Genomic DNA, 15172 nt, shown 5'->3' with positions numbered 1-15172 from the left:
AATCGGCGCGCCTGTTTGAGAACGGGGAGACATCGCTGCATGGGGCGACGAGCAAGGGTGGGCAAACTGTGAAGCGCGTTCTTCGGATGCTTGCCGCGGCGATCATGGCGTCCGGGGTGACCGGCTGCACAAGCATTTCCTACTACGCGCAGTCACTGGAGGGTCATGTGCAGATCATGGCGGCGCGCAGGAATGTCGGGAAACTCATCCATGATCCTGCGACGCCCGAGGCCTTGCGCGCCAGGCTGACGTCGGCGAGCGCCATAAGACAGTTTGCGACCGACGAACTCGCGCTGCCCGACAACAGCAGCTACCGCAGCTATGTCGACATCCATCGCGACGCCGTGACCTTTGCCGTTTTTGCCGCGCCGCAATTCTCGCTCGCGCCCATAACATGGTGCTTCCCGGTCTTCGGCTGCGTTCCGTACCGGGGTTACTTCTCCCGAAAGTCGGCGGCCGAGAGCGCCGTCGAGCTTCATAAGCAGGGGCTGGACGTCTATGTCTCGGGCGTCACCGCCTATTCCACCCTGGGCTGGTCCAGCGACCCGCTGCTAAGCACCATGCTGCGTCAGGACGACACCTATCTGGCAAGCCTTGTCTTTCATGAACTGGCGCATCAGCGCCTCTATGTGGATGGCGATTCCGCATTCAACGAGGCTTTCGCCGTTGCCGTCGAAACCAGCGGCGTCAGGAAGTGGCTCCGCGCCGCCGGCGATCGGGCCGGATTGCGCCGCTACGAAGCCGACCGCAAGCGCAACGCCGATTTTCTCGGACTGGTGTCGAAAACGCGCGACGAGTTACGACAGGTTTATGCAAGTCCCCGTCCCCCGGAGCGGATGGCGGCTGCCAAAGCCGCCACGATCGACAGGCTGCGCGTGCGCTACCGGCAGATGCGCGACAAAGACTGGGCCGGATACCGGGGATACGACGCCTGGTTCAATGCCCCGATCAACAACGCAAAGCTCGCCGCGACGGCAGTCTACGGTGAACAGGTTCCGGCCTTTCTTCGCTTGTTCGACCTGTGTTCGGGCGATTACCCAAGGTTTTACGCCTCTGTTCGACGGATCGCGGATTTGCCCAAATCGTCCCGTGCCGATGCGCTCAAGGGCGTGGATAGGTGTGGTTGACGCTGACGCTCACCCCAGCGACAGTTCCTTCGTCTGGTGTCGCAGCACCAGGCCGACCGCGCCCAGCAAGGCATCGTTCTCCGTGTGCTTGCCAATGATGATGCGTGTGCGCAGGGCCGGAGCGACATCGCGGGATTTGATCAGCGTGTGGCGTTCATAGGACGCGATCAGCGGCGTCAGCAGAATGTCGCCTGCCAGCGCCATGTGACCGCCGATGATGATGAGCGGCGGATTGAGCACCGAGCCGATCAGGCCGAGACCCCGGCCGGCGATCTCGGCGGTATCCTCGATCATCCGCAACGCCCTGACGTCGCCCTGTTCGGCCATGGCGATGACATCGTCCATGGTGACTTGCCGCCCCACGACACGCGAAATCTGTTCCAGCGGCCGGGCAAAACTCGCATAGAGCTCCAGGCATCCGCGATTGCCGCAGCGGCAAAGGTCGCCGCCGGGATCGATGCTGATGTGCCCGAATTCGCCGGCGCCGCCGGCGATGCCCGTCACCAGCCGGCCATGCTGGACAATGGCGCCGCCGACGCCCAGATCGATCTTGAACAGCACGAAATCGTCATGGCCGACGGCCGCGCCCCACATCAACTCGGCAATGGCAGCGCAGTTGCTTTCATTGTCGGCGAAGATCGGCTGTTCCAGCACAGGCCCGAACACATCTCGTATGTTGACGCCGGCCCAGGTTGGAACCATGCTGGCGCGCAGCACCATTCCGTCACGGCTGACAGGGCCGGAGACGGAGACCCCGACCCCCAGGAGCCCCGCCACCGGCAGACCGTTTTCCCTGTAAGATTGGGCAATTGCCGATTTGACCGCCTGGGCCGCCTGTTGCGGCTGGTAGTCCAAGGCCATGGGAATAGTTTGTTCAGCAATGACGGAATGTGAGACATCGGCGACGATCAGCCGTATCTCGTGAAGAGCGAGGTGAATTCCGACGCAGGTGCCCGCTGTCGGATTGAGCGTCACCGCCGCTGCCGGCCTGCCTATAGCTTTGATGCCATCGCTGCTCGTCGTGGCTTCGATCACCATTCCTGACTTTCTCAAGCCGTTGAGCGCGGTTGACACCGTCGAGCGCGCCAGACCGGTGACGCGTGCGATCTGCGACGCGGAGAGCACGCCGCGCTCGCCCAGGCAGCGCACGATCACGCTCTCCGGCGACGCGGACGGTCTGTCGATCAGCCAGGTTCTAAGCGAAGGTTTTGTCATGGATCAACATAAACATCGTTGACTGATAGCTCCAATATGTCATCTTGGAAAGAACTCGAGATTAACGCATCTCGCCGGCGGCGGCTTCAAACCGCGGCCTAAGCGGTCGATACGAACCGTGCAACCACATATGGGAGTGAAACCATGAAATCCGTCATGACCGCCTTCGCGGTCGCTGCTGCTGCGTGCACCTTTGTCGCCGGGGCAGCCTTCGCCGAGCCCAAGACGAACCTTTTGCACCAATGGTCGACCGGGTCGGACGCCCAGGCGATCGCCAAGCTCGGCGAGATGTTCACTGCCAAGGGCGGCAAATGGGAACAGACCTCGATCGCCGGTCACACGGCCAACACGCTGGCCAAACTGCGTGCCGACGTGATCGCTGGCAATGCGCCGCCCGCCGTGCAGCTCAAAGGCCCCGAAATCGCCGAGTGGAACGAGACCGGCATGACCGCCGATCTCGACGAGCTGGCGGCCTCGGAAGGCTGGGAAAAAGTGGTAGCGCCGGAATTGCTGCCGGTGATGAAGCCGACCGGCAAATGGGTCGCCGCGCCCATGAACATCCACCGTATCAACTGGCTCTGGGCGTCGCCGAAGGTCATGCAGGCTGCTGGTGTGACGGAAATGCCCAAGACCTGGGCCGAGTTCAATGCGGCCTGCGACAAGATCGTCGCCTCAGGCAAGATCTGCATCTCGCATTCGACCGCCGACTGGACGGATTCGACGGTGTTCGAGGTCGTGCTCTACGGCCAGGACATCGATCTCTATCGCAAGGCCTTCGTCCAGGGCGATGTCGAAGCCATGCGCAGCCCGGGGATGGTCAAGGCCTTCGAGCAGATGCGCCTGATGACGAGCAAGTACATGGATCCGGGCATGGTCGGCCGCGACTGGGATTCGATGTCGGCGCTGGTCGGCAAGGGCGACGCGGCGTTCCACATCATGGGCGACTGGACAATCGGCCTGTTGACCGCCGCCGGCTTCAAGGAAGGCACCGACTATGTCTGCGCCCAGGCGCCGACCGATTGGGGCAAACCCGGCTTCATCCTCAACTCGGACTCGGTCGTGTTCTTCAAGCAGAAGGACCAGGATTACATCGACGGCCAGAAGCTGTTGGCCAGCCTGATCCTGTCGGCCGATTTCCAGACGGTGTTCAACCAGGCCAAGGGATCGATCCCGGCACGCCTGGATATCGACCTGTCGAAGGGCTTCAATCCGTGCCAGCAGCTCTCGCAGAAGGATCTGCAGGCGTCGATCAAGGAAGGCACGCTGGTCCGCTCGATGGCGCACAACATGACCATCCCGCAGAAGATGCGCGGCGCGATCATGGACTCCATCACGGAGTTCGTGGCGACGCCCGACATGTCAGCGCAGGATGGCGCCAATGCGATGGCCGACGCGGCAGAAGCACAGAAATAGTCAGGAATGGCCGGGCGCAATGACTATCGCACCCGGCCATCCGCCATCCCAGTCCCGCGCCCTGCCATTCCCGTGCTCTGAATGTCAAATCACGACCTGATCCTGTCGGCCCCGGCCCCTGCCCGCCCCTGGCGGGAGCGGCTGGGCTCCGCGGTGCCCTTGCTGGTGCTCGGCCCCTCGCTTGTGGCGAGCTTCGTCTACGTCTTCGTGTTCACCGGCTGGACGCTCTACATCTCGCTCTCGAACTCCTCGCTGCTGCCGACCTACGGCTTCGTCGGCCTGGACAACTACGCGTCGCTGTGGGCGAACCGGCGCTGGAACATCGCCTACAACAATCTGTTTTTGTTCAGCGGTTTCTACATTATCGGCTCCATGGCGGTGGGACTGCTGCTGGCGATCCTGATCGACCAGCGGGTGCGCGGCGAAGCGGCCTGGCGCACGATCTTCCTGTATCCGCTGGCCGTCTCCTTCATCGTCACCGGCACGGTCTGGAGCTGGCTCTACAACCCGGTCGACGGCATCCAGGCGCTGGTGCGCGGACTGGGCTGGACGAGCTTCAGTTTCGCACTCGCCAGCGACCGGCACTATGCGATCTACGCGGTGATCATCACCGGCGTCTGGCAGGCCTCGGGCTTTGCCATGGCGCTGTTCCTCGCCGGTCTGCGCTCGGTCGACCAGGATCTCGTCAAGGCCGCGCAGATCGACGGCGCCTCGACCTTCCGCATCTATCGCAAGGTGCTGCTGCCGACGATTGCGCCGATCTTCCTGGCGGTCGCCGTCATCCAGATCCAGTTCGCCATCAAGACCTTCGACCTGGTGGCGGCGCTGACCAAAGGCGGTCCCGGAATCTCGACCACCTTCCCCGCCATCTACGTCTATGACCTGATGTTCCAACGCGGCCAGATCGGCGAAGGGGCAGCCGCCGCCATCATGATGCTTGCCGCTCTGGCCGTGGTGCTGGTGCCCTATTCGTTCTGGGTGGTCTGGCGGCGGCGCAAGGAAGCCGGCCATGGCTGACGTCTCACTCGACCAGTCGCTCGATCGTCGCGCCGCCAGGGCTGCGGCGCGCCGGCATTTCTTCACCCGCTTTCTCATCTATGGGCTGCTGGTTGTCTTTGCGGCGATCTACCTGATCCCGTTGCTGGTCGTGGTGCTGAATTCATTCCGCGACCAGCAAGAGATCGCGCGCAACGGGTTGATCTCGCTGCCGCGCAGCTTCCGCCTCGAAGCCTGGGGCCAGGCCTGGAGCAGCTATTGCATCGGCGGCACCTGCGAAGGCATGCAGCGCAACTTCTACAACTCTCTCAAAATGACCATCCCGGCGACGATCATCTCGACGGCGGTCGGCGCGATGAACGGTTACATCCTGTCGAAATGGCGTTTCAGGGGTTCGGAAGCGCTGTTCACCTGCATGCTGCTCGGCGTCTTCATTCCGGGCCAGATTTCGTTGATGCCGTGGGCGTTCATCCTCGGCAATCTGGGCCTCAGCAATTCGGTCTACGGGCTCGTCCTCATCCACGTCATCCAAGGCATTTCGTTCACCACTTTGTTTTGCCGCAACTATTACGTCAGCATCCCCGACGATCTCATCAAGGCGGCGCGCATCGACGGCGCCGGCTTCTGGCGCATCTTCCGCAAGATCATTCTGCCGCTCTCCTCACCGATCCTGATCGTCACGGTGATCTGGCAGTTCACCGGCATCTGGAACGAATATCTGTTCGGTGTCGTCTTCACCTCGGGGCAGCAGCAGCCGATCACGGCCGCGCTCGTCGCGCTGACGGCAAGCGGCACGAATGTCCGCGCCTACGATGTCATGAGCGCCGCCGTGCTGATCGGCGCGCTGCCGCCGCTGCTGATCTATCTCTTCGGCGGCAAGTATTTCGTCCGCGGCCTGACCCAGGGCGCAATCAAATGAGGCGCGATCACTTGGGCGGAGCCAGCCTCCAATCGCCGATCACCCGTGCGCAGGGCAATCGCCCATGGCATCGCCAGTCCCCCACTCCGTCCGCTTCGCGGCCACCTCTCCCCCATGTTCATGGGGGAGAGGAAAGCCCAAGCCTTTCACGGCCGCGACCTCCGAGATTAGCATTTCCTCTCCCCCACGAACGTGGGGGCAGAGGTGGCTCGGCGAAGCCGAGACGGAGTGGGGGGCTGGCATCGCCCTATGCGATTGCCCTAACCTCGTCCGCCAAGAAGGGCATTGCATGTCGACATTGACCATCCGATCCCTGCGCAAGAACTTCGGCGCGGTCGAGGTGCTGAAAGGCATCGATCTCGAGGCGCAGAACGGCGAGTTCATCGCGCTGGTCGGGCCGTCCGGCTGCGGCAAGTCCACCCTGCTGGCGATGATCGCCGGGCTGGAAACCGTTACCTCCGGCGAGATCCGCATCGACGGAAGGCTGGTCAACTCGGTTGCGCCGAAGGACCGCGACATCGCCATGGTGTTCCAGTCCTACGCGCTCTACCCGACGATGACGGTGCGCGAGAACATCACCTTCGGCATGGAAAGCCGCCGCGTGCCGAAGCCGCAGCAGGACGAGGCCGTCAAGCGGGTTGCAGCTTTCCTGCAGATCGAACCGCTGCTCGGGCGCAAGCCCGGACAGCTCTCGGGCGGCCAGCGCCAGCGCGTCGCGATGGGCCGGGCGCTGGTGCGCGATCCGAAACTGTTCCTGTTCGACGAGCCGCTCTCCAATCTCGACGCCAAGCTGCGCGTCGACATGCGAACCGAAATCAAGAAGCTGCATCACCGCGTCGGCAAGACGACGGTCTACGTCACCCACGACCAGGTCGAGGCGATGACGCTGGCATCGCGCATCGCGGTGATGCATCAGGGCGAGGTGCAGCAATTCGACGAGCCGGCCACGATCTACAATCGTCCGGCCAACATGTTCGTCGCCGGCTTCATGGGTTCGCCGGCGATGAATTTTCTGCCGGCCGAACTGAGCCAGGAAGGCGGTCGCCCGTCTGTTGCCTTGCAGACCGCCGACGGCAAGACGGCCAGCCTGCCGGTCGTCCAGACGCTTCCATCCAATACGCCCCAACAGCTCATTCTCGGCATCCGGCCGGAGCATATCTACCGGTTCGATCCCGATCTTGCGCGCCGCAAGCCAGGCATCGCGCAGATCGATGCCGTGGTCGAATTGGTCGAGCCGACAGGCGCCGAGACGATGGCCGTTCTGCGCCTGGGCGGCAAGGAGATCACCGGCCGTTTCGACCCCGACGGCACGCCGCTTATGGGTGAGACGGTGACGCTCGGCATCGACATGGCGCGTGCCTGCCTGTTCGACCCGACGACCCAACGCCTGATCTGACCTGATCTGAAAGAGTTCTGCCTTGTCTTTCGCCATCTATCCGAGCCTGACTGAGCGTGTCGTGCTGATCACCGGCGGCGCGTCGGGCATCGGCGCCGACACGGTCCGTGCCTTCGCCGCCAATAGTGCACGCGTCGCGTTTCTCGATCTGCAGCAGGAGGCCGGCGAGGCGCTGGCGCGTGAACTCGCCACGGCACCGCACGCGCCACTGTTCATGCGCTGCGACGTGACCGATATCCCTGCCCTCCAGGCTGCGATCGGCACGGTGCGCGAGCGCCTAGGACCTGTCGCAGTGCTGGTCAACAACGCCGCCGACGACCATCGCCACCCGGTCGCCGACATCACGCAGGCGACCTGGGACCACGCCCAGGACGTGAATCTCAGGCACCACTTCTTTGCCGCCCAGTCCGTGCATCCGCACATGAAGGAATTGGGCTTTGGGTCGATCGTCAATTTTTCGTCGATCGCCTGGCGTTTCGGCGCAGCGGAGATGGCGCCCTACGCGGCGGCCAAGGCTGCGGTGGTCGGGTTGACCTTCGCTTTGGCGCAGGCGTTTGGCCGCGATAACATCCGCGTCAACGCCATCGAGCCGGGCGCCGTCATCACCGACCGGCAGAGGCAGCTTTGGTTCAAGACGCAGGCGTCCGTCGACAAGGTCGTGCAGCGCCAGATGATCCCCAGGGTTCTGCTCGGCGACGAGATCGCGCGCACGGTGCTGTTCCTGGCCGCCGACGACAGCCGCATGATCACCAAGCAGTCGATCACCGTGGATGCCGGCTTGCGATGACCGAACCAAAGGATCGCTTCATGCTCGAGGTCGGCCTCAACCCCTACGGCCTGACCTATCATCTCGGCCTCCAGGGCCGCGGCACGCCACGCGCCAATCCGAGGCCGGCGGGGCTCGAAGGCTTCATCGCGCTGGCAACCGAACTCGGCGCGCGCGTGTTGGAGATCTGGGTACCATGGCTGAGCGAGCTTTCCGACGACGCGGTGATCGCACTGCGCGAAAGGCTCGCCGGCCTTGGCATCACGCCGATCGTCAGCGGCGGCCTTCTCGTGGGCGAACCGCTCGACGAGGCATTTCGGGCCGCACGCCTGCTGAGGGCGAAAATCATCCGGACGGCGCTGACGCCAGTTCTGTGTGGCGACCGCAACGCTGCCGGCGAGACATGGAGCGAGTACGGCGGCATCATTCGCGAGAGATTGAAGGAGTGGGGTCCGCGCGCGGTTGCCGAAGGCTACATCCTTGCGATCGAAAACCACCAGGATTTTACCAGCCAGGAACTCGTCGATTTCTGCGCGCTTGGCGGCGACGGCGTCGGCGTCACCTTCGACACCGGCAACACATTCCCGGTCGGCGAAGCGCCGCTCGATTTTACGCGGCGGATCGCACCTTATGTCCGGCATGTCCACCTCAAGGACTACCGCGTGCAGTTTACGAGCGAAGGCTACCGGCTGATCCGTTGCGCCATCGGCGATGGCGCGGTGCCGTTTGCCGAGCTGTTTGCAATTCTTGGCCAACACCACGATCGCATGACCGCGGTTCTTGAACCCGGCGCCTTGGAGGCGCGGCATGTCCGCTTTCTCAGCGACGACTGGTGGCACGGCTACCCGCCGAAGACGGCGCGCGAATTTGCCGCCTGCCTGGCGGCCGCGCAGCGCAACCGGCTGCCCGATGATGCCGACACCCGCACCCCTTGGGAGCGCGAAGACGATGCTTCCCTGGTTTCCTATGAACTCGACATGATCCGGCGCAGCGCCGCCAACATGCGCAACCTTGGTTTGATGGAGAAGATCCGATGACGGCACGTGAACTCGATGGATTGACCGCCTTCGTCACCGGCTCCGGCCGTGGCCTCGGCCGCGTGATGGCCGAGCGCCTGGCCGAACTCGGCGCCAATGTCGCGATCCACGACATGGACGAGCAAGCGCCGGCCAAATATGGCGAGTTCGCCAATCTCGCCGAAGTGGTCGAACGCCTGAAGCGGCATGGGACGAAGGTCACCTCGGTGACCGGCAACATTGGCGACCAGAAGGCGGTGGCCGAGATGAAGCGCAAGATCGAGGTCGATCTCGGCGACGTGCATGTGCTGGTCAATTGTGCCGGCGGCGACATCGGCGCCAAGGGCGGCAAGCCGAACCCGAACAACGCCCTCGACATCGACCTGGCCGACATCCGCGTGCTCACCGAAAACAATCTGATCGGCACGATGCTGGTCTGCCAGGCCTTCGTGCCGCCGATGAAGCAGCGCGGCGGCGGCTCCGTCATCAACATCGCGTCGGCGGCGGCACATCTCGGCTGCTCGCCCGAGGTCGTCTACTCCACCTTGAAGGCCGCGGTCGTGCATTACACGCGCTGCCTCGCCAAGGAACTGATCGACGACGGCGTGCGCATCAATGCCGTCAGCCCCGGCGCCACCAAGACGGCACGCTTCCAGGCGACCCGCGTGGTCGACCCGGAGCGCATGGATTCAGCTAAGAAATCGCTGAACCGCTATGCGGAACCGGAAGAGATCGCCGAAGCAGTGGCCTTCCTCGCCGGCCCGCGCGCACGCTTCATCAACGGCCAGGTCATCCGCGTCGATGGCGGGTTTACGATCTTTCCTGGGTGAGTGGGGCGCCAGCCCCCTCTCCGTCTCGGCTTCGCCGAGCCACCTCTCCCCCACTTTGTGGGGGGCGAGGAACCCAAGCTTTCGGAGGGCGCGACATCAGTGATTAACGTTTCCTCGCCCCCATGAAATGGGGGAGAGGTGGCCGCGTAGCGGACGGAGAGGGGGAGCGCCATAGGCGATTGCCCTGCCCAACTGCCCGAGTGAACTTGCCCCCATCGACCACGTAGAACGCAACCCTCGCCGCGTCGGCCCCTGCCCCGGTGGCTATGGACGAATCCATTCATGCGCAATATGGATGGGGATACGGTCTGCCGTGGCGCTTTCGCGCTGAGGCAGGCGACGTTCGTTCAATGACGCTGCGCCGGGCGCCTTTGACGCCGCCCTGCAAAAGTGTCGATACCGGGGGACCTGGTCATGACTGACGACAACAAGCCGGCCGTAGACGTTACCAAGGATTGGCAAGCAACGCAGGGCCAGAAGTCCGGCGCCACGCGGCTGCGCCTTTTTGCTGCGCTGTCGTGGATCATTGCCATTGGCGGCGAGATCGCCGGGATTGTCTTGCTCTACCGGCACAAGTTCGACCACGGAAACCTGCCGCTGCTGATCGGCATTCTGGTCGGGATCGCGATTTTCGCCATCGCCGGCAGCCTGCTCTGGAAGGCGGCCAACCGGAAGGATCCGGCGCGCGCCTCCGACACGTTCAGGTTCTTCGTCCAGAACCAGCTCGGCGCGATCATCACGCTGATTGCCTTCCTGCCGCTGGTTCTCTTGATCCTCAACGACAAGAACATGGACCCGAAGAGCAAGAAGGTTGCCGGCGGCATCGGCGCTGTGCTGGCCGTGATTGCGACGCTGATCGGGGTCAGTTACCAGCCCCCGTCGGTCGAGCAGTACACGCAGGACATGAACCAGTGCGCGGCGCAGATCAAGGCGGGGCAGCCGACCACAGCCTGTTCGCCCGAAGTCGCCGCCCAGGCGCAGGCGATCGCCACCGACTCCACCACGGTGGCCGATGCGACGAAGGACGCGGCACACCCCAACGGCCAGGATATCGTGTACTGGATCGCGCCGGAAAATGGCGCCGCGAAGTCCGACACGGAGCATGTCTTCCACCTCTGCGCAGCCGTCAGCCCGCTGAAGGACAAGACCGTCAACAGCGGCTCGGTGACGGAAGCCTACGCCCAGAACGCCATCCGCATCACCAAGCAGATCGAGATGGAACAGAAGCAGTGCGGGTTCACGACCACGCCGTGAATTCGCCCACCGGATTTCGAAGACTTACATGGCGGAGCTGGGCGCAAGGTAAGCGGCTGACGGCCACCAAATCCTGACAGGAGCGGGACGAAAGTTGAATGTCGCATTTGGGCCGGAAGCGGACTGGCAGCTTCTGGGGGTTGGCACCAAAGCTGATGTATCGTGCCGGGTGTGAATGCATATCTGGGTTGAGCACCTTCTGACGATTGGTGGCGCAGGACGACCTGACTGAGAGGGGTATCATCTGGCAGGTCCAGAGCCTTCCTCAGCCCTTCAGCAATGCGCGCACGCAGCAGGATCGGAAGTTCCAGGCTTGGAGCTCCTTTATCTTTCCGCAGGCTGGCAACTGCGCGATATTCAGATTGTCGCCGCGAAGGAGTTCCAAGGGGAGGACAGGAGTTCCGAGGGGGAAGAATGTGACCGACGACAACTTGGCCGAACGGGCTCCAACGTCGTTCTCGTTCGGGCCTTTCACGCTTGTTCCAAATCGCCAGTTGCTGCTGCAGGGCGAAGTCCCGGTTCGGATTGGCGGCCGCGCGCTTGACATCCTGACGGCACTCGTCGAGCGCCCCGGCGAACTGATCAGCAAGCGCGAATTGATGGTGCGCGCTTGGCCGAGCATCAACGTCGATGACAGTAATCTCAAGGTCAACATGGCCGCCTTGAGACGAATTCTCGGCGACGGGCCAGGCGCGGCAGAGTACATTGCGACGGTCACGGGGCGAGGTTATCGGTTCATTGCCCCCGTTCAACCTAGGGGGGCGTTCTTCTATCAGTCAGCCTCCTGGACAACGCCCCGCAGCAACAATTTGCCGATCGCGTCAACACAGATCTTCGGTCGAAGAGATACGATCGATACTATCCGACAGGATCTAGATAAATCGCGGCTTGTGTCGATTGTCGGCGCCGGCGGCATCGGGAAGACGACTGTAGCACTCGCTGCCGCCGAACACGCGCTCGGGTCATTCAAGGATGGCGTCTGGCTTGTCGATCTTGCGCTAACGAGAGACCCGCTGCTTGCGGCCAACGCAATAGCGACGGCGATAGGCTTGGCCGTGCACTCCGCGGATGCGCTCGCCACGTTGCGCGAGCATCTGCGCGACCGCGAGATGCTGATCGTGCTCGACAGTTGTGAGCACATCATCGAGGCGGCGGCCCAGTGCGCGGACCTGATCCTGACGGGCGCGGCGGGCGTTAAGATCCTCGCCACCAGCAGAGAGCCACTTCGCGTCAAGGGAGAGCGCGTGCGTCGACTGCCGGGGCTAGGCACTCCCGCGCCCTCGGCTCAGCCGGGCGCCATGGAAGCGCTCACCTACCCCGCCATCCAGCTCTTCGTGGAGCGCGCCACAGAGAGTTTGGAGCAGTTCGAACTCACCGATTCTGACGCGCCGACGGCAGCCGAACTGTGCCGGCGGCTCGACGGGCTCGCGCTGGCGATCGAGTTGGCCGCGGCGCGCGTCAATCCCTTCGGGGTCGGCGGCCTGCTAGGGCAGCTCGACGACCGCTTCCGCCTGCTGGTGGGGCGTCGGGCGGGGCCGGCACGGCACCGCACGCTGATGGAGACATTGGACTGGAGCTACAGCCTGCTGACGGAGCGCGAGGCCGCGCTCTTGCGCGCCGTTTCCGTCTTCGCCGGCGTCTTCAGCGTCGATGATGCTTCGGCGATTTCGAACATGGCTTCCGCCGATGCGGCGGACGCGCTGGCGGAGCTTGCTGCGAAATCGCTGCTTGCGACGGACCTCAATGCCGACGGCACTGCCTACCGGCTCCTCGAGACCATGCGCGCCTACAGCCTTGAGCACCTGCGCGCCAGCGGCGCGGATCCGGCCGTGCGGCAGCGTCACGCAGAACATGTGCTTAAGGTACTCGAGAGGGGCGCGGACGAGTGGACGCAACGCCCGGCCGGCGAATGGGGGACCACCTACGGCCGCTTGATCGACGATTTGCGCGGCGCGCTCGTCTGGGCCGGGCAGGACACTGCCAATCGGCAGCTTCGCATCCGGCTGACGGTCGCGGGACTTCTGCTGTGGAACCATCTCTCGCTGACCGAAGAATGTCGCATCCACGTCTCGCAGGCAGTCGATGAGCTGGACTCGGCCGGGCTCGCGGGGACGTCCTTCGAGATGCAGCTCAAGGTCTGGTTAGGCGGCGCGACGATGTTCACGAAGGGTCTCCTGCCCTCGGCGATTGACGCCATGCGACGGGCCCTGGAGATCGCAGTCGAGATCGGCGACATCGATTGTCACGTCCGCTGCCTCAGGCTGATCGGCGTGTTCCAGCTGTTCAATGGCGAGAACGACGCAGCAGTCCGCACGCTGGAGGAATTCGCCTCGATCGCGGCGGCGGAAGTCCCCTCGGCGGTGCTCGAGGCGGAAGTCGCGCTCGGTATCGGCGAGCTCTTCGTCGGCCGCCTCCAGGACGTCCGCGGACGCTTCGAGCGCCGCCACGAGCTCAACCTGCGAGACGTCAACGACTCGCAGCGCCTGCGCCACCATGTGCGATATTTGTCCGACAGGATCGTCGATGTGACGAACCTGCTGTCGCACGCCCAGTGGCTGACTGGCTCGCCCGACACCGCGCTGAACACCGCTCGCGCGACGGTCGAGTACGCGCTGAGGACCAGGCATCACCTCTCGCTCGGCAATGCATTGTCCTGGGTCTGCCCGGTGTTCTACTGGACCGGACGGCATGAGGAGTGCGCCCGTTATGTCGCAATGCTCGACGACCACGCGAACCGGCACGGCTTCGACGTCCGCCGTCCGGTTGCCATGTTCTATCGCGCGGCGCTGAGATGTGCGCAGGAAGACGCGGCGGCGGACGAGATCGAGCGTGTCGAGCGGGCGATCGAGGAATTCCACGCTACCGGGCACCTTGCCCGATTGCCCTATTATCTTGGCGTACTGGCCGAGTTGCAGGCAAGACAAGGTCGCCTCGGCGAAGCCAGGACCACGATCCGAGCCGCGCTCGATCGGGCCCACGCGAAGAACGACCGATGGTGCGCGCCCGAACTTCTACGGGTCCACGCCGCGATTCTCAGCGCCGAGGGCAAGAGCGACGACGCGCAGGCGGCTCTCCTCACCTCGATGGAACTCGCCCTTGAAACCGGCGCGCTGTCATGGCGGCTGCGTGCAGCCAGCGACCTCGCGCGGATCTGGCGCACGGCATCAAGGCCGCAGGACGCGCGCAACATGCTGCTGCCCGTATTCAGCGAGTTTACGGAAGGAGCCGACACGCACGATCTTCAGGTCGCCGCCGGCCTTCTTGCCTCGCTCGCACGCCCAAGGGACGGTGAGGCCACGTAGAGTTCTCCGGCTTGGGGCACCTCGCCCACGCATTCAGATAGCATGCCCGCTCATCGCCGCGCGAGTGCTGCGGCGATCGATGGCTCGTACTGGCCGTCAATTTGGATGAACAACATGCGGCAAAGCTTTCCCGAGCGGTTCGCCCAAGCATGGTTGGTGCCGCGCTGGATCACAACGCTACCGGGCTTCAGCGGCACCTCGGAATCATCGAGCACCAGCATCATCTCGCCCTCGACGACGATGCCGAAGTCGACCGCCTCACTGCGATGCATCATTGGGTGGGGCGAATCGGACTTTCTGGTCAGCCCCTTGGCGTCGTTGACCTCCTCGAACAACTCCTTCATTTGCGACTGACCATCCGTCAGGTATTCCTCGTCCGGCGGCATGTCGACGAAGCGAATGCGGGTGCCGTGCTCCGGCGGCTGGTGCATCAGCGGTCCGGTTGTTGGGTCTGGGCTATTGTCGACCGGTGCCGGCGTGCCGCGAGTCTCCCAAATCTCATGAAAGATCATCCCTGGAATAGAAGCCAGATCAACGACTGTGGGCAGCGGGCCATTGCTTACCACAATAGACTTGCCATCGGCATCGTGTCCGGTGACGACGCGGTGGATAGAAGGAAAAGACATTGAAATCTCCCCGAGATTGCGAAGCGGTAGGTTCCAAGCACGGAACCACGACGCCGCGCTTGTCACCGACCTGGTGCCGCAAAACCAATTTACCGGATCTCTCTTCGGCGAGAAAGCAATGCGGTGACGCATCCTAGGATGCGCTAGCCATTATTGTTGGCGACCAGGGCGGGATCGAGGACAAAAGTGTTTCGTTCGGCGAGGTCGTCGATTTTCGACAAGTAGTTCTTGTAATGCGGCGTCTCCCGGTGTGCCGCCACCGCCGCGCTGTCGACATAGAGTTCGTCCAGCGCATAGCGGTCTGCTTTGGCC

Annotated in this window: 12 protein-coding genes; 10 read left to right on the top strand and 2 right to left on the bottom strand. The window is 63.6% G+C overall.

The window, feature by feature from the left end; all coding sequences use genetic code 11:
* The first annotated feature begins 86 nt into the window (after positions 1–86).
* The gene (locus AC1DZ8_RS32670; protein WP_477307837.1) at positions 87–1127 is read left to right on the top strand and encodes an aminopeptidase; all 1041 of its coding nucleotides are present in this window, start codon (positions 87–89) and stop codon (positions 1125–1127) included.
* A gap of 9 nt (positions 1128–1136) precedes the next feature.
* On the opposite strand, the gene AC1DZ8_RS32665 is transcribed toward AC1DZ8_RS32670, so the two are convergent.
* Positions 1137–2342, bottom strand: a complete 1206-nt coding sequence (locus tag AC1DZ8_RS32665) for an ROK family transcriptional regulator (protein ID WP_477307808.1) — start codon at positions 2340–2342, stop codon at positions 1137–1139.
* Positions 2343–2486: 144 nt separating this feature from the next.
* Here AC1DZ8_RS32665 and AC1DZ8_RS32660 point away from each other — a divergent pair, with 144 nt between their 5' ends.
* From AC1DZ8_RS32660 to AC1DZ8_RS32620, 9 genes are all read left to right on the top strand, one after another.
* Entirely contained in the window at positions 2487–3755 is a 1269-nt protein-coding gene (locus AC1DZ8_RS32660; protein WP_477307806.1) for an ABC transporter substrate-binding protein, read from the top strand.
* A gap of 81 nt (positions 3756–3836) precedes the next feature.
* A complete protein-coding gene (locus AC1DZ8_RS32655; protein ID WP_477307804.1) occupies positions 3837–4772 on the top strand; it encodes a carbohydrate ABC transporter permease in 936 nt (311 codons plus the stop codon).
* On the top strand, positions 4765–5670 hold the full coding sequence (locus AC1DZ8_RS32650) for a carbohydrate ABC transporter permease (protein WP_477307802.1): 906 nt from the start codon (positions 4765–4767) through the stop codon (positions 5668–5670). Before AC1DZ8_RS32655 ends, AC1DZ8_RS32650 begins: the two co-directional genes overlap by 8 nt.
* A gap of 289 nt (positions 5671–5959) precedes the next feature.
* Positions 5960–7066, top strand: coding sequence for an ABC transporter ATP-binding protein (locus tag AC1DZ8_RS32645; RefSeq protein ID WP_477307800.1), 1107 nt, complete (start codon positions 5960–5962; stop codon positions 7064–7066).
* 22 nt (positions 7067–7088) lie between these two features.
* Entirely contained in the window at positions 7089–7853 is a 765-nt protein-coding gene (locus AC1DZ8_RS32640; protein WP_477307798.1) for an SDR family NAD(P)-dependent oxidoreductase, read from the top strand.
* Positions 7850–8869, top strand: coding sequence for a sugar phosphate isomerase/epimerase family protein (locus AC1DZ8_RS32635; protein WP_477307796.1), 1020 nt, complete (start codon positions 7850–7852; stop codon positions 8867–8869). Before AC1DZ8_RS32640 ends, AC1DZ8_RS32635 begins: the two co-directional genes overlap by 4 nt.
* The gene (locus AC1DZ8_RS32630) at positions 8866–9678 is read left to right on the top strand and encodes an SDR family NAD(P)-dependent oxidoreductase (RefSeq protein ID WP_477307794.1); all 813 of its coding nucleotides are present in this window, start codon (positions 8866–8868) and stop codon (positions 9676–9678) included. The genes AC1DZ8_RS32635 and AC1DZ8_RS32630 overlap by 4 nt, the downstream gene beginning before the upstream one ends.
* 414 nt (positions 9679–10092) lie before the next feature.
* On the top strand, positions 10093–10932 hold the full coding sequence (locus tag AC1DZ8_RS32625; RefSeq protein ID WP_477307792.1) for a hypothetical protein: 840 nt from the start codon (positions 10093–10095) through the stop codon (positions 10930–10932).
* Positions 10933–11348: 416 nt separating this feature from the next.
* Positions 11349–14234 carry an ATP-binding protein gene (locus tag AC1DZ8_RS32620; protein ID WP_477307790.1) on the top strand — a complete coding sequence of 962 codons (2886 nt, stop codon included), beginning with the start codon at positions 11349–11351 and terminating at the stop codon, positions 14232–14234.
* Between the two features lie 50 nt (positions 14235–14284).
* Here the strand turns inward: AC1DZ8_RS32620 and AC1DZ8_RS32615 are convergent, their stop codons facing one another.
* Positions 14285–14860, bottom strand: a complete 576-nt coding sequence (locus tag AC1DZ8_RS32615; RefSeq protein ID WP_477307788.1) for a cupin domain-containing protein — start codon at positions 14858–14860, stop codon at positions 14285–14287.
* Positions 14861–15172: the final 312 nt, after the last annotated feature.

It is taken from the genome of Mesorhizobium sp. P2_F7, assembly GCF_056403695.1.
This window is presented reverse-complemented; position numbering and strand designations above follow the sequence as displayed.

What these genes read in the sequence shown, in the direction of transcription:
- AC1DZ8_RS32650 (WP_477307802.1), top strand. Translation starts at nt 4,765, where the DNA reads ATGGCTGACGTCTCACTCGACCAGTCGCTCGATCGTCGCGCCGCCAGG.
- AC1DZ8_RS32615 (WP_477307788.1), bottom strand. Translation starts at nt 14,860, where the DNA reads ATGTCTTTTCCTTCTATCCACCGCGTCGTCACCGGACACGATGCCGAT.
- AC1DZ8_RS32625 (WP_477307792.1), top strand. Translation starts at nt 10,093, where the DNA reads ATGACTGACGACAACAAGCCGGCCGTAGACGTTACCAAGGATTGGCAA.
- AC1DZ8_RS32660 (WP_477307806.1), top strand. Translation starts at nt 2,487, where the DNA reads ATGAAATCCGTCATGACCGCCTTCGCGGTCGCTGCTGCTGCGTGCACC.
- AC1DZ8_RS32665 (WP_477307808.1), bottom strand. Translation starts at nt 2,342, where the DNA reads ATGACAAAACCTTCGCTTAGAACCTGGCTGATCGACAGACCGTCCGCG.
- AC1DZ8_RS32635 (WP_477307796.1), top strand. Translation starts at nt 7,850, where the DNA reads ATGACCGAACCAAAGGATCGCTTCATGCTCGAGGTCGGCCTCAACCCC.
- AC1DZ8_RS32630 (WP_477307794.1), top strand. Translation starts at nt 8,866, where the DNA reads ATGACGGCACGTGAACTCGATGGATTGACCGCCTTCGTCACCGGCTCC.
- AC1DZ8_RS32645 (WP_477307800.1), top strand. Translation starts at nt 5,960, where the DNA reads ATGTCGACATTGACCATCCGATCCCTGCGCAAGAACTTCGGCGCGGTC.
- AC1DZ8_RS32670 (WP_477307837.1), top strand. Translation starts at nt 87, where the DNA reads ATGCTTGCCGCGGCGATCATGGCGTCCGGGGTGACCGGCTGCACAAGC.
- AC1DZ8_RS32655 (WP_477307804.1), top strand. Translation starts at nt 3,837, where the DNA reads ATGTCAAATCACGACCTGATCCTGTCGGCCCCGGCCCCTGCCCGCCCC.